Source organism: Streptomyces sp. HUAS YS2 (assembly GCF_033343995.1).
GTDB classification, from domain to species: Bacteria; Actinomycetota; Actinomycetes; order Streptomycetales; family Streptomycetaceae; genus Streptomyces; species Streptomyces solicathayae.
The window spans coordinates 1,070,513-1,093,602 of record NZ_CP137573.1; the positions used below are offsets into that span (position 1 = coordinate 1,070,513).

At 71.8% G+C, this 23,090-nt stretch carries 23 protein-coding genes; 15 read left to right on the top strand and 8 right to left on the bottom strand.

The features are described 5' to 3' along the window. Positions 1 to 85 precede the first annotated feature (85 nt). From R2D22_RS05015 to R2D22_RS05040, 6 genes are read right to left on the bottom strand one after another with little or no spacing between them, the layout of a single operon-like run. Positions 86 to 922, bottom strand: a complete 837-nt coding sequence (locus R2D22_RS05015) for a class II fructose-bisphosphate aldolase (RefSeq protein WP_318101504.1) — start codon at positions 920 to 922, stop codon at positions 86 to 88. Further along, entirely contained in the window at positions 903 to 1,925 is a 1,023-nt protein-coding gene (locus R2D22_RS05020) for an ROK family protein (protein ID WP_318101506.1), read from the bottom strand. Before R2D22_RS05020 ends, R2D22_RS05015 begins: the two co-directional genes overlap by 20 nt. Beyond that, on the bottom strand, positions 1,918 to 2,868 hold the full coding sequence (locus R2D22_RS05025) for an SIS domain-containing protein (protein WP_318101507.1): 951 nt from the start codon (positions 2,866 to 2,868) through the stop codon (positions 1,918 to 1,920). The genes R2D22_RS05020 and R2D22_RS05025 overlap by 8 nt, the downstream gene beginning before the upstream one ends. Before the next feature lie 51 nt (positions 2,869 to 2,919). Further along, positions 2,920 to 3,825, bottom strand: a complete 906-nt coding sequence (locus tag R2D22_RS05030; RefSeq protein ID WP_318101508.1) for a carbohydrate ABC transporter permease — start codon at positions 3,823 to 3,825, stop codon at positions 2,920 to 2,922. Next, entirely contained in the window at positions 3,825 to 4,757 is a 933-nt protein-coding gene (locus tag R2D22_RS05035; protein ID WP_318101509.1) for a carbohydrate ABC transporter permease, read from the bottom strand. The genes R2D22_RS05030 and R2D22_RS05035 overlap by 1 nt, the downstream gene beginning before the upstream one ends. Positions 4,758 to 4,791: 34 nt before the next feature. Further along, positions 4,792 to 6,057: an extracellular solute-binding protein gene (locus tag R2D22_RS05040; protein WP_318101510.1), complete on the bottom strand. Its 1,266-nt coding sequence runs from the start codon at positions 6,055 to 6,057 to the stop codon at positions 4,792 to 4,794. Between the two features lie 272 nt (positions 6,058 to 6,329). Between R2D22_RS05040 and R2D22_RS05045 the strand changes: the two genes are divergently transcribed. Beyond that, positions 6,330 to 7,130: a DeoR/GlpR family DNA-binding transcription regulator gene (locus R2D22_RS05045; RefSeq protein ID WP_318101511.1), complete on the top strand. Its 801-nt coding sequence runs from the start codon at positions 6,330 to 6,332 to the stop codon at positions 7,128 to 7,130. A 26-nt stretch (positions 7,131 to 7,156) separates the two neighbouring features. Here the strand turns inward: R2D22_RS05045 and R2D22_RS05050 are convergent, their stop codons facing one another. Further along, a complete protein-coding gene (locus R2D22_RS05050) occupies positions 7,157 to 7,795 on the bottom strand; it encodes an endonuclease (RefSeq protein ID WP_318101512.1) in 639 nt (212 codons plus the stop codon). A 160-nt stretch (positions 7,796 to 7,955) separates the two neighbouring features. Here R2D22_RS05050 and R2D22_RS05055 point away from each other — a divergent pair, with 160 nt between their 5' ends. The 3 genes from R2D22_RS05055 (at position 7,956) to R2D22_RS05065 (ending at position 11,427) form a co-directional block, all read left to right on the top strand. Continuing rightward, entirely contained in the window at positions 7,956 to 8,417 is a 462-nt protein-coding gene (locus R2D22_RS05055) for a universal stress protein (RefSeq protein ID WP_318101513.1), read from the top strand. A 34-nt stretch (positions 8,418 to 8,451) separates the two neighbouring features. Continuing rightward, positions 8,452 to 10,314, top strand: a complete 1,863-nt coding sequence (gene dnaK / locus R2D22_RS05060) for a molecular chaperone DnaK (RefSeq protein ID WP_318101514.1) — start codon at positions 8,452 to 8,454, stop codon at positions 10,312 to 10,314. Between the two features lie 66 nt (positions 10,315 to 10,380). Next, positions 10,381 to 11,427 (top strand): NmrA/HSCARG family protein, encoded by a 1,047-nt coding sequence (locus R2D22_RS05065; RefSeq protein ID WP_318101515.1) that lies wholly within the window; start codon positions 10,381 to 10,383, stop codon positions 11,425 to 11,427. On the opposite strand, the gene R2D22_RS05070 is transcribed toward R2D22_RS05065, so the two are convergent. After that, the gene (locus R2D22_RS05070; RefSeq protein WP_318101516.1) at positions 11,343 to 11,660 is read right to left on the bottom strand and encodes a hypothetical protein; all 318 of its coding nucleotides are present in this window, start codon (positions 11,658 to 11,660) and stop codon (positions 11,343 to 11,345) included. The two genes, R2D22_RS05065 and R2D22_RS05070, sit on opposite strands and share 85 nt — an antisense overlap. Before the next feature lie 123 nt (positions 11,661 to 11,783). Between R2D22_RS05070 and R2D22_RS05075 the strand changes: the two genes are divergently transcribed. The 11 genes from R2D22_RS05075 (at position 11,784) to R2D22_RS05120 (ending at position 23,077) form a co-directional block, all read left to right on the top strand. Continuing rightward, positions 11,784 to 12,071 (top strand): hypothetical protein, encoded by a 288-nt coding sequence (locus tag R2D22_RS05075; RefSeq protein ID WP_318101518.1) that lies wholly within the window; start codon positions 11,784 to 11,786, stop codon positions 12,069 to 12,071. A 177-nt stretch (positions 12,072 to 12,248) separates the two neighbouring features. Next, a complete protein-coding gene (locus R2D22_RS05080; RefSeq protein ID WP_318101519.1) occupies positions 12,249 to 13,016 on the top strand; it encodes a GntR family transcriptional regulator in 768 nt (255 codons plus the stop codon). Positions 13,017 to 13,074: 58 nt separating this feature from the next. Next, on the top strand, positions 13,075 to 13,302 hold the full coding sequence (locus R2D22_RS05085; protein WP_017236562.1) for a 4Fe-4S dicluster domain-containing protein: 228 nt from the start codon (positions 13,075 to 13,077) through the stop codon (positions 13,300 to 13,302). 14 nt (positions 13,303 to 13,316) lie between these two features. Then, positions 13,317 to 14,669 (top strand): ABC transporter substrate-binding protein, encoded by a 1,353-nt coding sequence (locus tag R2D22_RS05090; protein ID WP_318101520.1) that lies wholly within the window; start codon positions 13,317 to 13,319, stop codon positions 14,667 to 14,669. After that, positions 14,666 to 15,562, top strand: a complete 897-nt coding sequence (locus R2D22_RS05095; RefSeq protein WP_318101521.1) for an ABC transporter permease — start codon at positions 14,666 to 14,668, stop codon at positions 15,560 to 15,562. The genes R2D22_RS05090 and R2D22_RS05095 overlap by 4 nt, the downstream gene beginning before the upstream one ends. Next, positions 15,559 to 16,332 carry an ABC transporter ATP-binding protein gene (locus R2D22_RS05100; protein ID WP_318101523.1) on the top strand — a complete coding sequence of 258 codons (774 nt, stop codon included), beginning with the start codon at positions 15,559 to 15,561 and terminating at the stop codon, positions 16,330 to 16,332. Before R2D22_RS05095 ends, R2D22_RS05100 begins: the two co-directional genes overlap by 4 nt. A gap of 12 nt (positions 16,333 to 16,344) precedes the next feature. Then, a complete protein-coding gene (locus tag R2D22_RS05105) occupies positions 16,345 to 19,116 on the top strand; it encodes a fumarate reductase/succinate dehydrogenase flavoprotein subunit (RefSeq protein WP_318101524.1) in 2,772 nt (923 codons plus the stop codon). A 90-nt stretch (positions 19,117 to 19,206) separates the two neighbouring features. Further along, on the top strand, positions 19,207 to 19,299 hold the full coding sequence (locus R2D22_RS36085; RefSeq protein WP_362739322.1) for a putative leader peptide: 93 nt from the start codon (positions 19,207 to 19,209) through the stop codon (positions 19,297 to 19,299). A gap of 167 nt (positions 19,300 to 19,466) precedes the next feature. Further along, the gene (locus tag R2D22_RS05110) at positions 19,467 to 20,870 is read left to right on the top strand and encodes a sulfatase family protein (RefSeq protein ID WP_318101525.1); all 1,404 of its coding nucleotides are present in this window, start codon (positions 19,467 to 19,469) and stop codon (positions 20,868 to 20,870) included. A gap of 76 nt (positions 20,871 to 20,946) precedes the next feature. Further along, entirely contained in the window at positions 20,947 to 21,870 is a 924-nt protein-coding gene (locus R2D22_RS05115; protein ID WP_318101526.1) for a formylglycine-generating enzyme family protein, read from the top strand. Between the two features lie 133 nt (positions 21,871 to 22,003). Further along, positions 22,004 to 23,077, top strand: a complete 1,074-nt coding sequence (locus tag R2D22_RS05120) for a right-handed parallel beta-helix repeat-containing protein (RefSeq protein WP_318101527.1) — start codon at positions 22,004 to 22,006, stop codon at positions 23,075 to 23,077. Positions 23,078 to 23,090 lie beyond the last annotated feature (13 nt).

Here is a 23,090-nt window from a genome sequence, read left to right on the forward strand (position 1 = left end):
GAGCCGCGCCGTACGCTGCATCTGCGCGCACGGCGGGGCGGGTTGCGGTGAAAGGGAGCAGAGGCTCAGGGCCGAGGACCGGGGCTCAGCCGCCGGCGAGTACTCCGAGCAGCCGGGCCACCTCTGCCTCGACGGCCGAGCGGGCCGGGCCGAGGTACTTGCGCGGGTCGGCGACCTCGGGAGACGCGTCGAGGCGCTCCCGCACCGTCCTGGTGAAGATCTTGTTCAGGTGGGTCGAGATGTTGACCTTCGTCATGCCCGAGGCGACGGCCTTCGCGAGGTCGGTGTCCGACACGCCGGAGGAGCCGTGGAGGACCAGCGGGACGTCGACGGCGGCCCGCAGCCGTGCGATGAGCTCGAAGTCGAGGACGGCGTCCCGGCTCAGCATCGCGTGGGAACTTCCGACGGCCACGGCCAGGGCGTCCACCCCGGTGGCCGCGACGAAGGCCCGCGCCTCGTCCGGGTCGGTGCGCACGCCGGGCGCGTGCGCACCGTCCTTGCCGCCGACCTCGCCGAGTTCGGCCTCGACCCAGACACCCGCGTGGTGACAGTGCGCGGTGATGTCGCGGGTGACGGCCACGTTCTCCTCGTACGGCAGCCGGGAAGCGTCGAACATCACGGAGGTGAAGCCGAGTTCGACCGCCTCGTGGACCAGCTCGGGCGACTCCGCGTGGTCCAGATGGACCGCGACGGGAACCGCCGCCCGCCGCGCCATCGCGAGGGTGGCGAGACCGACGGGTGTGAGGGCGCCGTGATACCGGGCGGTGTTCTCGCTGATCTGCAGCACCACCGGGTGGCCGGCCCGCTCGGCCCCGGCGACGATCGCCTGGGCGTGCTCGATCTGTACGACGTTGAAGGCGCCGACACCCTTGCTGTCGGCACGTGCGGGACCGGCGATGAGGTCAGTGGGGGTCAGGGGCATGGGTCTCCTCCACGGAAACGGTGGTACGGAACTCGTCGTCGATGCCGTGCTCGGTTCCGACGGCCATCGGCCCGGATCCGGCCGCCTCCCAGGCGAGGATGCCCGCGCCGAGGCAGCCGGCCCGGTCGCCGAGTCGCGCGCGGACGACATCGGGCCCCCGCTGGAAGGTGAGGCGCTCGTGCAGGCGGTCGCGCAGCGGTTCGATCAGCAGGTCGCCGGCTTCCGCGAGCCCGCCCCCGATCACGACGAGTCCGGGGGCGAGCAGCGTGCTGACGGTCGCGAGCGCCGAGGCGAGGGCGTCGACGGCCCGGTCCCACACGGCCACGGCGACGGGATCGCCACGGGCCACGAGCGCGGCCACCCGGGCGGCTCCGTCGACGGGACGGCCCGAACGCTCCGTGTACGCCGCCGCGACGGCCGCGGCGGAGGCGACGGTCTCCAGACAGCCCCGGGAACCGCAGGCGCAGCGGGCTCCGCCCGGTTCGGCGACGACATGGCCGAGTTCGCCCGCGTGACCGAGTCCGCGCACCGGCCGCCCGTCGCACAGGATCGCGGCCGCGATCCCGGTGCCGACGGGGACGAAGAGCGCGTCCAGGGCGCCCCGGGCGGCCCCGATGCGGCACTCGGCGATCCCGCCGGCGCGCACGTCGTGCCCGAGCGCGACGGGCAGCCCGGTGGCTTCGCCGAGCAGTGCCGCGAGCGGCAGGTCCGACCAACCGATGTTGGCGGAGTGGAGGGCGCGCCCGGCCGCCTCGTCGACGATCCCCGGCACGGCCGCGCCCGCGGAGCGCACGGTCAGGCCCCGTGCCTCCGCGTGGTCCCGAAGGCCGCACAGGGCGGCGGCGATCGCGTCCACCACCGCGTCGGGCCCCGAACTCCGCGGTGTCGGCCGACGTAGCGTCTCCAGCGGAGTGAGCGTGCGGTCGAGGACCGCGCCCTTCATGCCCGTGCCGCCGACGTCGAGCGCGATCACGCAGTCGGACGCGGCAGGCGCGTCAGGCATCGCTGCCGTCGAGGATGACCGAACGGGTGAGGTTGCGCGGCCGGTCGGGGTCGTACCCGCGGGCCTCGGCGACGAGGACGGCGAGCCGCTGCGCCCGTACGAGGTCGGCCAGCGGATCGAGGTCACCGGGGGCGTCCCCCGAGCGGGCGACGAAGGTCCCGCCGACCCGCTCGACGTCGTCGGCGAGGCCCTTGGGCGCCGGGCCGAACACCCAGGCCACGCGCCCCGGTCCGGTGATGCTGATGGGTCCGTGCCGGTACTCCATCGCGGGGTACGACTCCGTCCACGCGCCTGCGGCCTCGCGCATCTTCAGCCCGGCCTCCAGGGCGAGACCGTAGGTCCAGCCGGTGCCGAGGAAGGTGCACTGCTCCGCCTCGCGGACGGCTGCGTCCAGCGGCTCGGCGACGGCGCGCTCGGCATCGGCGACGGCCTCCGCCATCGGACCCACCCCGGCCGGCAGCGCGCCCTCGCTCTCCAGATGGGCGCGCAGGAGCGCGAGCACGGTGGTGGCGAAGCGGGTTTGGACCACCGACTCCTCGTCCGCGTAGTCCAGTACGGCGAGGGCGTCGGCGATGTCCTTGACGGGGGTGGCGGGGTCGGCGGTGACGGCCGTGGTCGGGACGGTGCCCTTCACCGCGGCGAGCACGTCGAGTACCTCGGTGGTGGTGCCGGACCGGGTGATGGCGAGAACGCGGTCGTAGGCGCGGCCGACGGGGAACTCGGAGGCGGCGAAGGCGTCGGTCTCGCCGTGTCCGCCGCGCTCGCGCAGCTGTGCGTAGGCCAGTGCCATGAACCAGGAGGTGCCACAGCCGACGACGGCGACTCGCTCCCCCCGGCGGGGCAGCACGTCGGTGAGGGAGGCGACCGATGCGGCCGCGCGCCGCCAGGTGTCGGGCTGGGAGGCGATCTCGGCGGAGGTACGGGAGGCGTCCTGGGCGGGCATGGAATCGAACTCCTTGATGGGCGGTTGGGGCGAACGTCCGCGCGGTGTCCGCTACTTGACCGAGCCGGCCGTCAGACCGGACACGACCTTGCGCTCGATGACCGCGAAGAGGACGACGACGGGGACGATGGCAAGGACCGATCCGGCGAAGAGGTAGTTCCACTGGACGGTGTAGTTGCCGATGAAGCTGTTGATGCCGACGGTCAGCGGCTGGCTCTCGGGAACCGTCGACAGGGTCAGGCCCATGACGAACTCGTTCCAGGCGGCGATGAAGGTGAAGATCATCGCGGTGACGACGCCGGGGAGCGCCAGCGGCAGGGTGACCCGTACGAGCGCCCCGAAGCGGCTGAGGCCGTCGATCATCGCGGACTCTTCCAGGGCGACCGGTATGGAGCCGATGTAGGCGGTGAGGATCCAGATGGCGAACGCCAGGTTGAACGCGGCGTTGCAGAGGATGAGCGTCCAGACCGAGTTCAGCATGTCCAGCTGGTAGAACTCCCGGTAGAGGCCCACCAGCAGGGACGTCGGCTGGAACATCTGGGTGACCAGGACCAGCAGCAGGAAGAGCTTGCGGCCGCGGTACCTCATGCGCGCCGTGTAGTAGGCCGCGGGCAGGGCGACCAGGAGCACCAGGAGGGTGGAGCCGGCGGCCACGAGGAGCGTGACCCGCAGATTGGCTCCGAGGTTGGAGTCGCGCCACACGTTCACGAAGTTCGACCAGGCGAAGTCGCCGGGCAGGTACGTCGCGTCCCGCAGTTCGTCGGCCGGCCGCAGCGCCGTGACGATCATCTCGGCGTACGGCAGCAGGAAGACGGCGGCGAGCAGCCAGGCCGTGGCCGTGATGACCAACGTGCGCGGGCGCAGGCCGCGTCCGGGGCGGGAGGCACCGGGTCCGTTCTCCTGGCGCCGCTTCACCGTGGACGTCGGGGCGGTCGGTGCGATGGTCTGGTGGGCCATCAGCTCTCCTCCTCGTTCCAGCGGCTCGCCTTGAGGAACACGGCCACCATGACCACGACCAGGGCGAAGTTGAGGACCGACATGGCCGCGGACTCGCCGATGTCGGAGTTCTTGAGCTGGTACATGAACACCGTGGTCGTGGCGGTGTCGCTGTCCGGGCCGCCGTGGGTCATGCTCCAGATGATCGGGAAGGAGTTGAAGACGTTGATCAGGTTGATCACGACGCCGACGAGGAAGGCGGGCCGCAGCAGCGGCAGCGTGATCCGCCAGTAGGTCTGCCAGGGGCCGCTGCCGTCGACCCTGGCCGCCTCGTACACCTCGTCCGGCACGGTCTGCAGACCGGCCAGCAGGGTGTACGTGGTGAACGGGAGGGAGACGAAGACGGCCACGAACATCATCCAGGGCCAGGCGGTGGCGGGTGTGCCGAGCCAGTCCTTGGGACCGTCGATCAGACCGAGGTCCGTCATCAGGGTGTTGAGGACGCCGGCGGTCTGGTTCAGCATCCACTTGAAGCCGATGGCGGTCATGACCACCGACGCGGCCCAGGGCGCGATGAGCGCCCAACGGGTCACACGGCGGCCCGGGAACCTCTGGTTGAACAGCTGGGCGAGGGCCAGTGACAGCGTCATCGTGAGCGCCACCACGACGAGCGTCCAGACGGCCGTGGCGAGCAGGACCGAGGGCAGCGAGGGCTCGTCGAACAGCTGACGGTACTTGTCGATGCCGGCGGAGCCGCGGACGAATCCGCTGCTGCTGATGCGCAGGAACGACGTCCGGACCATCTCGTACACGGGCCAGACGACGACGAGGACGATGAGCAGGACGGCGGGGCCGATCCAGGGCAGCGGCCCGAGCCGGGCGAACCCGGAGCGCCTGGGCGTGGCGGCGCTCCGGGCCCCGGGGGCCGGGGACGTGGCGTGGTGGGTGGACACGGGGACCTTCCGGGTCTGCGGGGGTGCGGACGGACTACTGGTCGGCGACCGCGTCCTCGGCCGTCTTCTGCAGGTCGCCGAGCACCTCGGCGGCGTTGCCGCTGACGGCGGTTCCGCCCTTCTTCTTGATCTCCGCCGAGACGGCGTCCCACGTGGTGTCGCCCAGCGGGTAGAAGACCGCGCTCGGCAGCAGCTCGAAGAACGGGGCGAGGTCCTGGTGCTTACCGTTCGACTGCATCTCCTGCAGCGTGTCCTTGGTGACGGGCATCAGGTTGTACATCTCGTCGAACTTCAGCGTGTTCTCCTTGGAGTACGCGAAGTCGAGGAACTTCTTGATCTCCGCCTGGTGCCCGTTGTCCTTGAACGCCATGGTCCAGTCGGCCACGCCGAGGGTGGAGTCGAGGGCCCCGGACTTGCCGGGGATGGGCGCCACGCCGTAGTCGACCTTGCCGTCCTTCGCCATCTGGATCAGCGACGGGTGGCCGTTGAGCATGGCCGCCTTGCCGGCGGCGAAGTCCGCGAAGGCCGTCTTGCGGTCGGTGGTCGCGGGGTTGGCGTAGGTGAGCCCGGGGCCGACCAGGTTGCTCTTCAGCCAGTTGAAGGCCTCGATGTTGGCCTTGCTGTCGAGCGTGTATCCGCCCTTGGCGTCCGTGTAGCCGCCGCCGTTGCCGAGCTCCCAGATCAGGCTCTCGCCCTGCGCCTCCTCGGGACCGAGCGGCAGCGCGTACGGGGTGACGCCGGGCACCTTCGCCTTGATCTTCTCGGCCGCCGCCGTGATGTCCGCCCAGGTCTTGGGTGCCTCGGTGATGCCGGCCTGCTTGAAGAGGGACTTGTTGTAGAAGAACGCACGGGCGGACGAGACGAAGGGGATGCCGTACTGGACACCGTCGACCTGGCCGGCCTTGGCGAAGCTGTCGATGAGGTTGGCCCGGGTCGGCTCGGACAGCACGTCCTCGGCCTTGTACAGCAGGTCGTCGGAGACCTTGTCGGCGTAGCCGCCGGTCTGCAGGACGTCGGGGACGTTCCCGCTCTGGATCATGGTCTTGACCTGGGCGTCGATGTCGTTCCAATTGATGACTCGGACGTCGACCTTGATCTTCGGGTTGGCTGCGGTGAACCTCTTCGCCACGTCCTTCCAGTAGCCGGCGGAGCTGTTCGCCGCCTTGTCCCCGTAGTCGGCGGCGACGAGCTTGAGTGTCACCTCGCCGTCGGCCGAACCGCCGCCGCCTCCGCCGCACGCGGTGAGGGTGAACGCGCCGATCACACAGGCAGCGCTGAGAGCGCGTATGCGCTTGTTCATGGCAATGACCGCCTTCTGCACACCGATCAGGGCCCCGGGCACGGGGACTCTTGCGTCCTGCACGCTCCCGTAGGGACACTGCGACTGTCAAGACTTGTTCATTTCGTGCTCTCTTCGAGCAGAATCGAGCGATCCTCTTGCGGTGACAGCTGGGCCGAACCCCCTCGACTGCTCATCGAGTCCGCGTACGATCACGATGCGCACGACCAACCGGGGCGATCGGCACGACCGCGCGTCCGGCACGACGAGCCCGGCCGACAAGGAGTCCGACGATGTCCAAGCAAGAGCGCTGGAGCGCACTGCTCGAACTGCTGGCCGCCGAGGGCCGCCTGGAGGTCGAGGAAGCCGCGACCACGCTGGAGGTCTCCAGCGCGACCATCCGCAGGGACCTCGACGAGCTGGCGGAACAGCAGATGCTCGTCCGCACCCGTGGCGGCGCCATCGCGCACGGGGTCTCCTACGAGTTGCCGCTGCGGTACAAGTCCTCGCGCAACGCACCCGAGAAGCAGCGGATCGCCGCCGCGGCCGCCGACCTCATCTCCGACGGCGAGGTGGTGGGGATCAACGGCGGCACCACCACGACGGAGGTCGCGCGCGCGCTCGCGCTGCGGACCAGCGGCGCCCAGCGCACGAGCCACGGAAGTGTGCCCGTACCCGCCCTGACCGTGGTGACCAACGCGCTCAACATCGCCGGCGAGCTCGCCGTACGCCCCCAGATCAAGATCGTGACCACGGGCGGCGTGGCCCGCCCGCAGACGTTCGAGCTCGTCGGCCCGCTCACCATGAACGTCCTCAACGAGGTGGTCCTCGACGTGGCGGTCCTGGGCGTCGACGGAGTCGATCCGCAGCTGGGGATCATGGCGCATCACGAGGACGAGGCCGGTGTCAGCAGGCAGTTCACCGAGCGCGCGCACCGCGTGATCGTCGTGACCGACTCGTCCAAGCTGGGGCGCCGTGCCTTCGCCCGGATCTGCGGACTGGACCGCGTCGACGTCCTCGTGACCGACACGAAGCTGCCCGCCGACATGTCCGCGCGCCTGGTGGAGGCAGGCGTCAAGGTGATCACCGTCTGAGCGTCACGTCCCGGAGCCCGCAGGGCTCAGGCGGCCCGCAGGTGCTCGGCCGTCTCGCCGGACAGTCCGGCCCGTACGAGGGCGGCCGCGAGGCGGGCCAGGTCGTCCGGGGGAACGTGCCGGGCAAGGCCGGCCGGGGTGTGGGGCAGGCCCAGGGCGGCCGCGGTCGTGCGGGAGCGTTCGTCGAAGTACGGGCGCAGCTCCGGCCAGACCGCCTGCGCCTCGCGACAGAAGATGCCTGCGCCCACCGGGCCGATCCTGGGCACCTCCCGCAGCAGCCCGCGCAGCTCCTCCGGATCGCCGGAGGCCTGCTCGCGAAGACGTCGCAGATCACCGTGGTAGCGGTCGAGGAGCAGCGTCGCTCCGTCGCCGAGCGCGGTCGCCGTGCTCTCGTCGTACCGGACGTAGTGCGCCCGCCCGAGGGCGTCCACGCGCTCCTGCCAGGAGGAGTCCGCCATGGCGGTGGGGGTCCGCAGCCCCGCCGCGAACAGCTCGCGGGCGGCCGCGGTGGCGGTGGCCGCCCGGATCCGGATCGAGCACAGGACCGTGAGGACGAGCAGCTGGTACAGCGGGGCGGGCTTGTCACGCAGGGCGATCCCGGCCTCGTCGGCGTAGGTCCGCCCGTGCTCGCGCAGCAGCCGGGCGATCACCTCGGCGGTGTCCACTGGGCCGTCCCTCCTTCGGTCCGCGACTACCCGCCCGACCCGGCGTCCACGCGTACGTGACGTCGTCCCGGGTAGTCGGTCCAACAGGAGAGGACGGGACCGGGTGCCCCGTCCGCTCCCTCGGGCCCGATCGAGAGCGTGAGCGAGAAGGGGCACGATCATGAACGGCGGCGACGGCACTCCCCGCGTGGTCGTGGGCGTCGACGGCTCGCCCTCGTCGTACGCGGCGCTGCGGTGGGCGGTCCGGCAGGCACGGCAGACCGGAGCGGCCCTGGAAGTGGTGGGGGTCTACGACGTGCCCGGGGCGACGGGATGGTCCGCGCCGCCGGTGGACGCTGCGTTCGACGAGAAGGGGGCCCGGCAGGCGCTGTCCGAGGAACTCGGATCCGTCCTGGCGGGGAGCGGTGACGTACCGGCTCTGGAGCAGCACCTGGTCCGGGGCAACCCCGCCAAGGTGCTGATCGAGGCGTCCCACGGCGCCGACCTGCTCGTCGTCGGCAGCCGGGGCCGGGGCGGGTTCAAGAGCCTGCTCCTCGGCTCGGTCAGTCAGCAGTGCGCCGTCCACGCCTCCTGTCCGGTGGTCATCGTGCGCGCGGACGCCTCCGAGGCCGAAGCGGCCTGAGCGCGCTCCGCAACGGAGGGTTGGGAGGCCGATGATGGCTCGGTCGGTCGGTATCGATCTCGGAACGACGAATTCGGTCGTGTCCGTGCTGGAGGGCGGTGAACCGACCGTCGTCTCGAACGCGGAAGGTGCGCGGACCACACCGTCCGTGGTGGCCTTCGCCAAGGGCGGCGACGTGCTCGTCGGCGAGCTGGCCAAGCGGCAGGCGATCACGAACGTGGATCGCACCGCGCGGTCGGTCAAGCGGCACATGGGCGAGGCGGAGTGGCGGTTCCCCGCCGAAGGCGACGTCGACGGCCGGCGCTACACCGCGCAGGAGATCTCCGCACGGGTGCTGCAGAAACTGAAGCGCGACGCCGAGGGGTACCTCGGCGAGGACGTCACGGACGCCGTCGTCACCGTGCCCGCGTACTTCGACGACTCGCAGCGCACGGCCACCAAGGAGGCCGGTGAGATCGCGGGCCTCAACGTCCTGCGCATCGTCAACGAGCCGACCGCGGCCGCCCTGGCCTACGGCCTCGACAAGGACGACCAGACGGTCCTCGTCTTCGACCTCGGTGGCGGCACCTTCGACGTGTCCCTGCTGGAGATCGGCGACGGCGTGGTCGAGGTGAAGGCCACCAACGGGGACACGCGGCTCGGTGGTGACGACTGGGACGAATGCGTCGTGAACCATCTGGTGACCCGGTTCAAGAACGCGTACGGCGTCGATCTGTCCACGGACAGGATGGCGATGCAGCGGCTGCGCGAGGCCGCCGAGAAGGCGAAGATCGAGCTGTCCTCGGCGACCGAGACCACGATCAACCTGCCGTACATCACGGCCTCCGCCGAGGGCCCGCTGCACCTGGAGGAGAAGCTCGGCCGGGCGCAGTTCGAGAAGATGACGGAGGACCTGCTGGAGCGCTGCAGGGCCCCGTTCCACCAGGCGGTGAACGACGCGGGCATCGACGTCGCCGGCGTCGACCACGTGATCCTGGTCGGCGGCTCGACCCGGATGCCCGCGGTGAGCGGTCTGGTGAGATCCCTCACCGGCAAGGACCCGCACAAGGGCGTGAACCCGGACGAGGTCGTCGCCATCGGCGCCGCCCTGCAGGCCGGTGTCCTCAAGGGTGAGGTCAAGGACGTCCTGCTCCTCGACGTGACCCCGCTGTCCCTCGGTATCGAGACCAAGGGCGGCATCATGACGAAGCTCATCGAGCGGAACACGACGATCCCGACCAAGCGGTCCGAGATCTTCACCACCGCCGAGGACAACCAGCCGTCCGTCCAGATCCAGGTCTACCAGGGCGAGCGCGAGATCGCGGCGTACAACAAGAAGCTCGGCATGTTCGAGCTGACCGGTCTGCCGCCGGCCCCGCGCGGTGTCCCGCAGATCGAGGTCGCCTTCGACATCGACGCCAACGGCATCATGCACGTGACCGCGAAGGACCTGGGCACGGGCAAGGAGCAGAAGATGACCGTCACCGGTGGCTCCTCGCTGCCGAAGGACGAGGTCAACCGGATGCGCGAAGAGGCCGAGAAGTACGCGGAGGAGGACCACGCCCGCCGCGAGGCCGCCGAGAACCGCAACCAGGGCGAGCAGCTCGTCTACCAGACCGAGAGGCTGATCCGGGACAACTACGACAAGATCCCGGGGGACGTCAGGGCCGAGGTCGAGGCGGCGGTGGCCGAGCTGAAGGAGAAGCTCAAGGGCGAGGACTCCGCCGCCATCCGCTCGGCCGTGGAGCGGCTGAGCACGGTGGCCCAGAGGATCGGCACCGCGATGTACGCCGGGTCCGCAGGCTCCCAGGACTCCGGGGGAGGCGCAGGGCCCACGGGGGGCGGGGAAAAGGGCGGTGAGGAGGACATCATCGACGCGGAGATCGTCGACGAGGACAAGCGCGACGGCAGCGGCTGAACAAGCACTCGACGCACCAAGCACGAGGTTCGAGGTACGAGGTACGAGGTACGAGGCGACCGAGCCATGACCGAGAGGAAGATCATCACGGTGATCGGCGCGACCGGCCGGCAGGGCGGCGGCCTCGTGCGGGCCGTACTGGCGGACCGGGACGGCGAGTTCACGGTCCGCGCCGTCACCCGGCACCCGGACGGTGAGCCGGCCGCGGAGCTGAAGCGGCTGGGCGTCGAGGTCGTACGGGCCGACATGGACGACCCGCCGAGCCTCGCGCCCGCCTTCGAGCACGCGTACGGCGCCTTCGTGGTCACGAACTTCTGGGAGCACATGTCCGCGGAGCGGGAGAAGACCCAGGCCCACGCGGTCGCGCGGGCCGCCGCGCACGCGGGCGTCCAGCACGCGATCTGGTCCACCCTGGAGGACACCCGGGAGTGCATCCCGCTCGACGACGAGCGGATGCCGACGCTCCAGGAGCGCTACAAGGTGCCGCACTTCGACGGCAAGGCGGAGGCGGACCACCACTTCCCCGACGAGGGCGTGCCGACGACGTTCCTGCGCACCACGTTCTACTGGGAGAACCTGCTCGGCGCCTACGCCCCGCAGCGCGGCGCCGACGGCGCGCTCCAGCTCACGTTCCCCATGGGCGGGAGCCGGCTCTCCGGCGTCGCGGTCGCGGACATCGGCAGGACCGCGCTGGCGGTCCTCCGACGCGGCACCGACCTCATCGCCGCCACGATCAGCAGCGCGGCGAACACCTCTCGCTCGCCGACATGGCCGCCGCCCTCACGGAGGCGCGGGGCGAACCGGTGCGCTACCGGCCCCTCACCCCCGACGAGTGGCGCGCGCAGGGATTCCCCGGCGCGGACGAGTCGGGGAACATGTTCCAGTACTACGCGGACTGCGAGCACCGCTTCACCGCGGCCCGGGACCTCGTCGCCGTCCGCGAACTCAACCCGGAACTACAGAACTTCGCCACCTGGCTGGCCGCCAACCGCGACGCATGGCGCAACGCCTGACCCTGACGGCGCACCTCATCCGAGATCGTCGTCGGCGAGGCGCAGGGCCAGTTCCTGGAGGAGGCCGTCGGTGTGCGGCTCGGCACCCGTCTCGTCGTAGGCCTGCGCGACCGCCTCGAAGGCGTTGATGAACCCGCTGATCAGCGCGCTCAGCGGCCCGGACAGCTGATGGAGCACGGACCGGCCGATCTCCTCGGCGCTCGGCACGGCCGGAACCGTGAACTGGTCGGGAATCACCTCGCCCAGGAGATCCGAGACGAAGCTCTCGGAGTCACCCGCGCGCAGGGCGGTGAGAGCGGCGATGGCCTTGAGCTTGATCTCGTTCTCGGTCATGTTCCGAGGATCCCTGGTCGTGGCCGCCTCGGCACGCGCGCGACACGTCGTCGGGCCCAGGAGACCTCATCCGCCCCGCCCCATGACGCCGGCGTCGGCGCCGGCCCGTGGGAACATCCGTCCATGAACAGCGACCTGGAAGTGAGTGCCCTGGCCATCAACGTCACGATCCCGGAGACGCTCCGCTGGACGGACACGCGACGCGGTGACGCGTTCACCCTGACCACCCTCAACGTCCGGCTCCTCCCGGACGGTCACCTCGCCGTGAAGGCCTACGGCCGGCCGGTCGCCGGCGGTCGGGGCGCCTACGTGTCGTTCCCGGTCCCCGACAGGCCCGAGCTGGCCGCCCTGGTCTCCGAGGCCGCCGGCCGCGCCGGGGCCCTGTGGGCCGCCCACCGCGGCCTCGGCTGACCCCTGGGAGTCCTCGTCCGCGTGGTGGACGCCTGGCATCCACGATGCGGTCGGGCAAGTGGCGGATCTTGCCTCCCCAACGGCGAATTCGCAGGTCAGGGCGGTTCGTACAGAGCGTCAGGTGGCGCAATACTGCGGCAACACCACCGCATGCGGTCCCCCGGTACGTTCCGTGCCATGCCAGCCGAACCCGCACCCGCCGCCCTCCCCGTCGCCGCCGCGCGCCGGCGGCGGCTGCGCGCGGACCGGGCCCGGCAGCTCGCCGACCTGCTGCGCCACCAGGTCCTGGCGGGCGGCTTCCCCGGCGGGGTGCTGCCCCTGGAGGACGTCATCGCCGCCGACTACCGGGCAAGCCGGAACACGGTCCGGCAGGCCCTCGACCTGCTGCGCGGCGAGCAACTCGTCGACCGGCAGCCGGGCGTCGGCACCGTGGTGGTCTGCGAGAAGTACCCACACGGGCTCGACCGCCTCCAGGGTCTGGCCGAGACACTGCACGAGCACGGCCGGGTCACCAACGAGGTCCGCACCGTCGGGCCGGTCAGCGCCTCGGGCCCGGTCGCGCACCGGCTGGGCCTGCCCGAGCACAGTGACGTGCTCTGTATCGAGCGGCTGCGCCGCCTCAACGGACTGCCGCTCTCCCTGGACCTGTCGTACCTGCCGATGGACATCGGTGGCGAACTGCTCGGCTGCGACCTGGAGAACACGGACGTGTTCCGGCTCCTGGAGTCGCTGACCGGCGGCCCGTTGGGCCATGCCGAGATCACCCTGGAGGCCGTCAACGCCGACGCGCACTCCGCCGCGGTGCTCCAGGCGCCCCGCGGGGCCGCCGTACTGATGCTGGAGCGGCTGACCTGTCTGCCCGACGGGCGGCCGGTGGACCTGGAGTTCATCCGGTTCCGCGGCGACCGCATCACCATGAGCGGCCTGCTGCACCGCTCCCTCTGACCCCCCTGGGCTCCGCCCTTCCTTCACCTTCCCGCCCCACCGGGCCTTGGAGACAGCCATGCCTCTTGTCCCTCAGCGCGCCGACGTGCCCGTGACCATCGACGAGTCCAAGTGCATCGACGGCTGCACCCTCTGCGTCGACATGTGTCCGCTCGACTCGCTCGCGATCCGCGAGGACGACGGCAAGGCGTACATGCACGTGGACGAGTGCTGGTACTGCGGCCCGTGCGCGGCCCGCTGTCCCACCGGCGCGGTCACCGTCAACATGCCCTACCTGCTCCGCTGAGAGGCCCGACTCCCATGAACAGCACAAGACTTCCGCTCCTGCCCCTCCTTCCGGTGGCCCTGCTGCTCCCGCTCGCGACCGCCTGCGGCGCCGCGTCCGGTGCCGGTGGCGAGGCCGGCTCGAAGACCGTCACGGTGACGGTCGGCTACCAGTCGAAGACCATCAACACCGTCACCGCCGGCACCCTGCTGCGCTCCCTCGGCTACTTCGAGGAGGAGCTCGCGGCCCGCGGGAAGAAGGACGGCATCACCTACAAGGTGGCGTGGCAGGACTACGCGACGGGCGCCCCGATCACCGCGCAGATGACCGCCGGGAAGATCGACATCGGTTCGATGGGCGACTTCCCGCTGCTGATCAACGCGGCCCGCGGCAAGGAGCTCAAGCAGCCGACCCGGCTGGTCGCGGTCACCGGCTACAACCTCCGTGGCGGCCTGAACACCGTGGTCACCGCCCCCGGTTCGCCGGTTCGGTCACTGACCGACCTGCGCGGCAAGAAGGTGTCCACCAGTGTCGGCTCGGCCGCCGACGGCACTCTGGTCCGGGCACTGCAGCGGGCCGGCATCGACCCGGACAAGGGCATCCGCAAGCTCAACCAGCAGCCCAGTGTGGGTGCTTCGGCCCTGACCGCGGGCAGCGCGGACGCGCTCTCGCAGTTCGTCGCCTGGCCCGGCAAACTGGCCTTCGAGGGGCGCGCCACCGCCATCTACGACGGCGCGGAACTGAACCTGCCGACCTTCCACGGGGTCACGGTCCGGAAGAAGTTCGCCGAGGAACGGGCCGGAGTCCTCGACGCCTTCCTCGCGGCGCAGCGGCGGGCCACCGACCACCTGCGTGCCCGGCCGGTCGCCGCGGCCGAGTCGGTGGCCGAGGAGACCGGGCTGCCGGCCGAAGTGGTCTACCTCTACAACGGCGCCAACGGCATCGCCACGTTCGACCCGGAGCTCCGCCCGGAGTTGATCGCCGCGCTGAAGGAGGACGTCCCGGTGCTCAAGGCGGCCGGGCTGGTCGACGGCGTCGACGTGGACGCCTTCGTCGACACGGCTCCGCTGAAGCGCGCGAAGCAGGCTCCGTCCTACCCGAAGGCGGGCGCCGCAAGGGCAGAACTCTGGCTGAAGGGTCAGAGCTCCACCCGTACCTTCGACAGCCCGAAGGACCTGCTCAAGGCCGCCGAGGGGGCCGACGTGCGAGCCGCGTACGTGCCGGACGCGCTGACCGGCACCCTGTGGTTCGCCGACAAGGCGGTGTGGGTGGCGGACGGCTCCGAGCTGCGCGCGTTCGTCACTCCGGCGAGCGCGGAGAAGTACACCGGCGGGCGCCCTGGATCCCGGATCATCAGCTACGCCGACGCCGTGGGTCTCGCGTCATGACCACGGGCCGCCGCCTGCTGCGCGTCGCCTCGCTCGCCGCGGCCCTCGGGGCGTGGCAGCTGCTGACCTCCCTGGACGTCAATCTGTGGCTGCGGTTCGAGCAGTTCCCCACGGTCGGCGAGGTGGCCGCCGCCTTCGCCGACCGGGTGGGCACCGCCCCGTACTGGGAGGACCTCGGTCACAGCCTGCGCCGGATCGTGCTGGGCTTCCTGCTGGCCGCGGTGGCGGGGGTGACGGTCGGAACGGCCGTCGCCCGGTCCCGGTGGGCGGCCGACCTGCTGGGCCCGCTGGTGGAGGTGGTGCGGCCGGTTCCGGCCATCGCGCTCGTCCCGGTGGCCATCCTGCTGCTGCCCACCAACGAGCAGGGCATCGTGTTCATCACGTTCACCGCCGCCTTCTTCCCGGTGGTGGTGTCGACCCGGCACGCGGTGCGGGCACTCGCCCCGGTCTGGGAGGAGGCGGTGCTGACCATGGGCGGCGGCCGGCTGCGGGTGCTGTTCTCGGTGGTGCTGCCGGGCGCGCTGCCGGGCGTCTTCGGCGGCCTGTCGGTGGGCATCGGCGTCTCGTGGATCTGTGTGATCTCGGCGGAGATGATCTCCGGCGAGTACGGCGTGGGCTACCGCACCTGGCAGGACTACACGATCGTCGACTACCCGGGGGTGTTCGTCGGCATGGCGACCATCGGCGCCCTGGGATGGCTCACCTCCACCGCGGTGGAGCTGCTGGGCCGGCGCGCCACCTCCTGGCTGCCCCGCCCGGCCGCGCGGCGGGCCGCCGGCCCGCCTCGCCGGGCGTCCCGCCGGACCGCCCTCACCCCGGGGGTCACCGCGGCCGACTCCGCCGCGGCCGCGCAGGTCCGTACCACCGTTCCCCGGAAGGAGCCGGTCCCATGAGCACCGCGACGAGTACCGCGACGTCGTCGGCCGCGCCCGCGCCAACACCGGCCGGCGCCGAACTCGCCCTGCACGACGTGCGGCTGGGCCACCCGGACGGCGCCGCCCTCCCCGGCACGGTCGCCCTGCGCATCGCGCCGGGGGAACTGCTCGCCGTGGTCGGACCGTCGGGCTGCGGGAAGACGACCCTGCTGCGCACCCTCGCCGGTCTGCTCCCCCCGCTGGACGGACGGGTCACCCAGGACGGCGAGCCGGTCACCCGGCCCGGCGCCGACCGGGCGCTGGTCTTCCAGCACGACGCTCTGCTGCCCTGGCGCACCGTCCGCGCCAACGTGGAACTGCCGCTGGCGATCCGCCGGGTGCCCCGCGCCGAGCGGCGGCGGTCGGCGCGCGACTGGCTGGACCGGGTCGGTCTGGCCGAGCACACCCACAAGCTGCCGCACCAGCTGTCCGGCGGTCAGCGGCAGCGCGTCCAGCTGGCCCGAGCCCTGGCCGGCGGGCCCCGTGCCGTGCTGATGGACGAACCCTTCGGCGCGCTGGACGCGCACACCCGCGCCGGGATGCAGGACCTGCTCGTGGAGATCCTGCGGGGCAGCGGCGCGACCGTCGTCTTCGTCACCCACGACGTGGACGAGGCCCTCCACCTCGGCGACCGGGTCGCCCTGCTGGGCTCCGGTCAGGTGCTCGACGTCCCCCATCCGCGCGAACGCGCGGCGCAGGACGACCCCGGCACCGCCGCACTGCGCCGCCGCATCCTCGAATCCCTCTGAAAGGCACCTGCCGTGGACACCCTGGTGGACACTCCCCTGCCCGTCCCCGCCCTCGCCGACGCGACCGAGCTGTCCTGCGACGTCCTCGTCATCGGCGGCGGGACCGCCGGCACCATGGCCGCGCTGACCGCCGCCGAACGCGGCGCGCGGGTGCTGCTTCTGGAGAAGGCGCACGTGCGGCACTCCGGCGCGCTCGCCATGGGCATGGACGGGGTCAACAACGCGATCGTTCCCGGGCGGGCCGAGCCCGACGACTACGTCGCCGAGATCACCCGCGCCAACGACGGCGTCGTCGACCAGTCCACCGTCCGGCAGACCGCGACCCGCGGCTTCGCGATGGTCCGGCGGCTGGAGTCGTACGGGGTGAAGTTCGAGAAGGACGAGCACGGCGAGTACGCGGTCCGCCAGGTGCACCGGTCCGGTTCGTACGTGCTGCCGATGCCGGAGGGCAAGGACGTCAAGAAAGTCCTCTACCGGCAGCTACGGCGTCGCGAGATGCGCGAGCGGATCCGGATCGAGAACCGGGTCATGCCGGTCCGGGTGCTCACCCATCCGGACGACGGCCGGGCCGTCGGCGCGGCCGGGTTCGACACCCGTACCGGGGCGTTCGTCACCGTCCGGGCGGGCGCGGTGATCCTGGCGACGGGGGCGTGCGGCCGGCTCGGCCTGCCCGCTTCCGGCTATCTGTACGGGACGTACGAGAACCCGACGAACGCGGGCGACGGGTACGCCATGGCGTACCACGCCGGGGCCGCGCTCACCGGGATCGAGTGCTTCCAGATCAACCCGTTGATCAAGGACTACAACGGGCCGGCCTGCGCGTACGTCGCGAATCCGTTCGGCGGCTACCAGGTGAACCGGCACGGCGAGCGGTTCGTGGAGTCGGACTACTGGTCGGGGCAGATGATGGCCGAGTTCGCGGCCGAACTCGCCTCCGACCGGGGCCCGGTGTACCTCAAACTGAGCCATCTGCCCGAGGAGACGGTCACCGCCGTCGAATCGATCCTGCACACCACGGAGCGGCCCACCCGCGGTACGTTCCACGCCGGCCGCGGCCACGACTACCGCACCCACGACGTCGAGATGCACATTTCGGAGATCGGGCTCTGCGGCGGCCACTCCGCGTCCGGAGTACGGGTGGACGCGCACGCCCGTACCACCGTGCCCCGGCTGTACGCGGCCGGTGACCTGGCCTGCGTCCCGCACAACTACATGATCGGCGCGTTCGTCTTCGGCGACCTGGCCGGTGAGGACGCGTCGCGGTACCGAACGTACGAGGGCGAGTTGCCCCGGGACCAGGTGGCTGCCGCGCACGCGCTGGTCTACCGGCCGCTGCGCAACCCCGACGGGCCGCCGCAGCCGCAGGTGGAGTACAAGCTACGGCGGTTCGTCAACGACTACGTCGCACCGCCGAAGTCCGGGGCGAAACTGTCGCTGGCCGTGGAGGCGTTCACCCGGATGTCGGAGGAGATCGCCGGGATGGGCGCGCGCACGCCGCACGAGCTGATGCGGTGCGCGGAGGTCTCCTTCATCCGGGACTGCGCGGAGATGGCCGCCCGGGCGTCGCTGGCCCGCACCGAGTCCCGGTGGGGGCTGTACCACGAGCGGATGGACCACCCGGTCCGGGACGACGCGGGCTGGCTGCATCACCTCGACCTGCGCAAGTCCCCTTCAGGTGCGATGGAGTTCACCGCGCGTCCGGTCGAGCCGTACGTCGTCCCGGTACCGGAGTTCACGCCGACGCCGGGGCCGGAGCGGCTGCTGGGCGAGGTCGCGCTGGTCCCGGTGGCCACGGCCGGCCCGCGGGACGCCGCCCCGGCCGCCCGCCCGGTGACGCCGACGACCGCACCGGACGCGACGGTGACGGACGCGACGGTGCCGGACCCGGTCGAGGCCCTGGAGGTGTCGCCCGGCCCCGCGTTGCTGCGTCTCCTCGCCCTCGCCGAGGATTCCCCCGACCTGGACGCCCTGCGCCCCTACCTGGGCGACGCCGACGCCGCGGTACGGGCCGCCGCCGTCGCCGTCCTCGGCGAGGTGACGCCGGCCGGCACCGGGCCCGCGCTCGCCGAACGCCTCCGGGACCCCGTGCCACAGGTCCGGGGCGCAGCCGCGGCCGCACTGCGCGAGCTGGTCGAAGTGCTGCCCGCCGACGCCGAGTTGGGCTCCGGGCTGCGGAAGGCGCTGGGTGTCGCCGATCCCGCCGTCCGGGCCGCCGCGCTCGACGTGCTGCGCGCGCTGCGGCTGGGGGAGGCCGGGGTGTACGCCGCCTTGCTGGCCGACGACGACATCGAGGTACGGGTCACCGCCGTCCGGGCGCTGGTCTCGGTCGACGCCGTGGTGGAGCTGGCGGTCGCCGCCGGCGACCCGGACCGCGAGGTCCGGGTCGCGGTGGCCCGCGGGTTCGCGGCCGTGCACGCCCCGGCCCCGGCGCCGCTCGACCCGCTGCTGGACGACGCGGACCCGCTCGTCCGCGCCGCCGCACTGGGCGCGCTGGCCGCGACCGGCTGCCCGCCGTCCTACGCCGCGCGGGCCGCGGCGGCGCTCGGGGACCCGGCCTGGCAGGTGCGGGTGGGCGCCGCGACCGCGCTCCGGGCGGCGCCGCCCGCCGAGGCGGTCCCGGCCCTCGCCGGGGCCCTGGCCGACGCCAACGCGGACGTCCGCAAGGCCGCCGTGCTCGCGCTCCTCCCCCACGGCGGCGAGCCGGACGCCCGCGAGGCCCTGGCCGCAGCCACCTCCGACCCGGACGCGGACGTCCGCTCCTACGCGTCCCGAGCCGTGTCGTGACGACGCCGAACGGGCGTCGGAGGAAGCGGAGTTCGACACTTCACATGCCGTACATGGACCGGCGTGCGCCACGCCCCTAGGCTCGTCGTCATGGCAGCAGGAAGCACTCTCACTGCTCGCCGCCACCTCGATCTCGGCAGGCTGGCGAGCGCGCTGTGTACGGTCGCCCGGGCGCGATCGTAACGACGCCCCTTCGCACGGGATCCCCACCTGGCACCGCGCGCCGCGCCGGCCCCTCTCGGGCCGGCCGGCCGCCGCTGCCCGACTCCCGTCTCTCTCCTTCTCTCTCCCCTCCCCCTTCACGGCGACCGTTCCGCCGTGCCCGTACGAGACTCCGGAGAAGACTCCCCATGAGCGAAAACCGCAGAACGCCCGTCAGCCGACGCGGCTTCCTCGCCGGTTCGGCGGCCGCCGCGGCCGCCGCGGCGGTTCCCGCCATCGCGCAGGTGGCAGCCGGTGGTCCGGCCGCCGCCACCACCCGCCCGAACATCCTGCTGATCGTCACCGACGATCAGCCCAAGCACACCGAATGGGCCCTCCCGAAGACCACCGCCTGGCTGGCCGACCAGGGCGTGAAGTTCACCAACGGGCACGTCACGACCCCGCTCTGCTCCCCCTCGCGCTCGTCGGTCCTCACCGGGCGCTACGCCCACAACCACGGCGTCCTCAACAACGGGGCCTCCTACGAGCTGGACCAGAGCACCACGCTGCCCCGCTACCTGAAGCAGGCGGGCTACCGCACCGGCCTGTTCGGCAAGTGGCTCAACTCCTGGACCCTGTCGGACAACCCCCCGCACTTCGAGGAGTTCGCGCTGCTCCAGCCGGGCTACGTCGACGCGCAGTGGAACGTCAACGGCACCGTCCAGACGATCAACGGCTACACCACCAACATCGTCAAGAACCGCACCCTGAACTTCCTCGACAAGGCGGCGACCGACTCCCGGCCCTGGTTCGCGTACGTCACCCCGTACGCCTCCCACGGCCCGCGCACGCCCGAGGCGAAGTACGCGGGAACGGCCGTCCCGGAGTGGAACGGCAGGCCGTCCGTCCCGGAGAACGACCGCGCCGACAAGCCGGGCTACATCAAGAACGCGACCGGCACGCTCGCCGAGGGGCAGCAGATCCGCGCGGAGCAGCTCCGCACCCTGCTCACCGTGGACGACGCGGTCCAGGCGTTCAAGGACAAGCTCCAGGCGCTCGGCCAGCTCGACAACACCCTGGTCATCTACATCGCGGACAACGGCTTCACCTGGGCCGACCACGGCTGGACCAAGAAGTCGGTGCCCTACCGTCCGGCGCACGAGGTTCCGTTCTACCTCTCCTGGCCGGCCGGCGGCCTGGGCGCGGGGACCACCGACAGCCGCATCACCGCCAACATCGACATCGCCCCGACCGTTCTCGACGCGGCCGGGATCAGCCCCGCCCACTCGGTCGACGGCAGGTCGCTGCTGACCTCGTACAGCCGCGACCACCTGCTCGTCGAGTGGTGGAAGCAGGGCACGGCCGCGGGCGGACCGCCCACCTGGTCGTCGTACGTCGCCAAGGACAAGCAGTACACGGAGTACTACGAGCTCACCACCGACGGCGACGGCAACGTCTCGGGCACGGGTGCGGTGAAGTTCCGCGAGTACTACGACCTCGCCGCCGACCCGTACCAGCTGACGAACAAGCTGTACCAGGCCACGCCCACGGAGGAGCAGAACCTCGGCATCCCCGCCCTGAAGGCGCAGCTCGCCGCGGACCGCGTCGCCTAGCGACCCCGCGGGGCGTCCCGCGGCGAGCCGCCGCGGGACGCCCGTCCCTCTCCCCCTCCCCTCGGACGGAGCCGCCATGCCTTCCTGCTGCACCCCCGGTCACGGCGACGCCGCCGCCGGGATCCTCTCCCTGTCCCTCTCCCTCGCGCCCCCGCCCCCGCCCCGCACCGCGGCCGCCCAGCGGGCGGCGCGACGACTCGTCGACCTGCCGGGCGGGCGTTTCCTCATGGGCACGGACGACCCGGACGGGTTCCCGGACGACGGCGAGGGGCCGGTGCGCGCGGCCGAGGTCGGGCCGTTCCGCATCGCCCCCACGACGGTGACCAACGCGCAGTTCGCCACGTTCGTGAAGGACACCGGCCATGTCACCGAGGCCGAGCACTTCGGCTTCTCCTTCGTGTTCGGCGGTTTCCTGAGCGACGAGGTTGCTGCCACCGCCCGGGCGGTGGCAGCCGTCCCCTGGTGGCGGGCGGTTCCCGGGGCGAGCTGGCGCAGCCCGGAAGGCCCCGGATCGTCGGTCACCAGCCGCCAGAACCACCCCGTGGTCCATGTCTCGTGGAACGACGCCCAGGCGTACTGCGCCTGGTCCGGTACCCGGCTGCCCACCGAGACGGAGTGGGAGTACGCGGCCCGCGGCGGACTCGAGCAGCGCCGCTACCCCTGGGGCGACGAGCTCACCCCCGGCGGCCGGCACATGTGCAACATCTGGCGGGGCGACTTCCCCACCCTGAACACCGCCGAGGACGGCTACGCGGGCACGGCCCCGGTGACCGCCTTCCGGCCCAACGGCTACGGTCTCCACAACGTCGTGGGCAACGTCTGGGAGTGGTGCGCCGACTGGTTCGCCCCGGAGACGAGCCGGGTGATGCGCGGCGGCTCGTACCTCTGCCACGACTCGTACTGCAACCGCTACCGCGTCGCCGCCCGCAGTTCCAACACTCCCGACAGCTCCACCGGCAACATCGGCTTCCGCGTGGCCGCGGACGGCGGAGCGCCGTAGGCCCGGCCGGGGGGCGCGGCGGTCGTGGGGCGGGCCGCTCGGGGGCGGTCGCGTGCGTCGCAATGAGGTACGCCCTGGCCCGGCCGGCCGATCAGCGGTGGCAGGCCGGAACACCCGCTCTTAGCTTCGGCACATGACCAGACGACAGATCGCCCACCTGGCATGCACCGCGGCTGTCGTGGCCACGGGGCTGGGTGCCGCCGCCCCCACGGCCGCCCACTCGACGGTGCACCGGGTGAAGCCCGGCCAATCCATCCAGAAGGCCGTCGACGCCGCGAAGCCGGGTGACACCGTCCTTCTCTCTCCCGGTGTCTACCGGGAGAGCGTCCGTATCACCACGTCGAACCTGACACTGCGCGGGTCCGGCATCTTCCCCACGGTCATCGAGCCCGGGAAGGCGGCCGACAGGGCCGCCGCCGGCAACGCGTGCGCCGAGGCCGGCAACGGCATCTGCGTGGCCGGGTCGGAGAACCGCCCCGTCGAACGCGTCACCATCCGCTCGCTCACCCTCCGCGGCTTCACCGCCAACGGCCTGTGGGCGACGTGGACCGACCGGCTGAAGATCCGGCACGTGGTCGCCGACAAGAACGGGAAATGGGGCATCGGCCTGGAGCGGGCCGTACGCGGCGAGTTCCGCCACAACATCACCCGGAACAACGGCGACGCCGGGCTGTTCCTCGCCAACACCGTCGACCGGGAGCACGGCTCCACGGACGCCAGAGGCACGCTGATCAGCCACAACCTCACGTCCGGCAACCGGATCGGCATCACGGTACGCCGCCTGCGGAACGTGACCGTCGAGCGCAACCATGTGACGAAGAACTGCGCCGGGGTGTTCGTGGTGGGCGACGAGTCCAAGCCGCGCGCCCGGGCCACCCTGCGCCGGAACCTCGTCGAGGCCAACAACAAGTACTGCCCGAAGACCCCGCGCCTGCCCTTCCTGCAGGGCTCGGGCATCGTCCTCACCGGCGCCGAGGAGACGCTGGTGGAGCGCAACAGGGTCGTGGACAACGTGGGTTCCTCCCCGCTCTCGGGCGGCATCGTGCTGTTCAAGAGCTTCGTGGGCGCCCCGAACGAGCAGAACGAGATCCGCGACAACGTGGTTCTGCGCAACGGCACCGCGGACCTGGCCGACCGGGACACCGGCGTGGGCAACTCCTTCACCGGCAACACCTGCAAGGTCTCGGAGCCCACCGGCATGTGCTGACCGGCCGCACCTC

Excerpts from the sequence above, each read along its gene's own strand:
- R2D22_RS05015 (WP_318101504.1), bottom strand. The coding sequence starts at position 922 with ATGCCCCTGACCCCCACTGACCTCATCGCCGGTCCCGCACGTGCCGAC.
- R2D22_RS05020 (WP_318101506.1), bottom strand. The coding sequence starts at position 1,925 with ATGCCTGACGCGCCTGCCGCGTCCGACTGCGTGATCGCGCTCGACGTC.
- R2D22_RS05025 (WP_318101507.1), bottom strand. The coding sequence starts at position 2,868 with ATGCCCGCCCAGGACGCCTCCCGTACCTCCGCCGAGATCGCCTCCCAG.
- R2D22_RS05030 (WP_318101508.1), bottom strand. The coding sequence starts at position 3,825 with ATGGCCCACCAGACCATCGCACCGACCGCCCCGACGTCCACGGTGAAG.
- R2D22_RS05040 (WP_318101510.1), bottom strand. The coding sequence starts at position 6,057 with ATGAACAAGCGCATACGCGCTCTCAGCGCTGCCTGTGTGATCGGCGCG.
- R2D22_RS05045 (WP_318101511.1), top strand. The coding sequence starts at position 6,330 with ATGTCCAAGCAAGAGCGCTGGAGCGCACTGCTCGAACTGCTGGCCGCC.
- R2D22_RS05055 (WP_318101513.1), top strand. The coding sequence starts at position 7,956 with ATGAACGGCGGCGACGGCACTCCCCGCGTGGTCGTGGGCGTCGACGGC.
- dnaK (WP_318101514.1), top strand. The coding sequence starts at position 8,452 with ATGGCTCGGTCGGTCGGTATCGATCTCGGAACGACGAATTCGGTCGTG.
- R2D22_RS05065 (WP_318101515.1), top strand. The coding sequence starts at position 10,381 with ATGACCGAGAGGAAGATCATCACGGTGATCGGCGCGACCGGCCGGCAG.
- R2D22_RS05070 (WP_318101516.1), bottom strand. The coding sequence starts at position 11,660 with ATGACCGAGAACGAGATCAAGCTCAAGGCCATCGCCGCTCTCACCGCC.
- R2D22_RS05075 (WP_318101518.1), top strand. The coding sequence starts at position 11,784 with ATGAACAGCGACCTGGAAGTGAGTGCCCTGGCCATCAACGTCACGATC.
- R2D22_RS05080 (WP_318101519.1), top strand. The coding sequence starts at position 12,249 with ATGCCAGCCGAACCCGCACCCGCCGCCCTCCCCGTCGCCGCCGCGCGC.
- R2D22_RS05085 (WP_017236562.1), top strand. The coding sequence starts at position 13,075 with ATGCCTCTTGTCCCTCAGCGCGCCGACGTGCCCGTGACCATCGACGAG.
- R2D22_RS05090 (WP_318101520.1), top strand. The coding sequence starts at position 13,317 with ATGAACAGCACAAGACTTCCGCTCCTGCCCCTCCTTCCGGTGGCCCTG.
- R2D22_RS05095 (WP_318101521.1), top strand. The coding sequence starts at position 14,666 with ATGACCACGGGCCGCCGCCTGCTGCGCGTCGCCTCGCTCGCCGCGGCC.
- R2D22_RS05100 (WP_318101523.1), top strand. The coding sequence starts at position 15,559 with ATGAGCACCGCGACGAGTACCGCGACGTCGTCGGCCGCGCCCGCGCCA.
- R2D22_RS36085 (WP_362739322.1), top strand. The coding sequence starts at position 19,207 with ATGGCAGCAGGAAGCACTCTCACTGCTCGCCGCCACCTCGATCTCGGC.
- R2D22_RS05110 (WP_318101525.1), top strand. The coding sequence starts at position 19,467 with ATGAGCGAAAACCGCAGAACGCCCGTCAGCCGACGCGGCTTCCTCGCC.
- R2D22_RS05115 (WP_318101526.1), top strand. The coding sequence starts at position 20,947 with ATGCCTTCCTGCTGCACCCCCGGTCACGGCGACGCCGCCGCCGGGATC.
- R2D22_RS05120 (WP_318101527.1), top strand. The coding sequence starts at position 22,004 with ATGACCAGACGACAGATCGCCCACCTGGCATGCACCGCGGCTGTCGTG.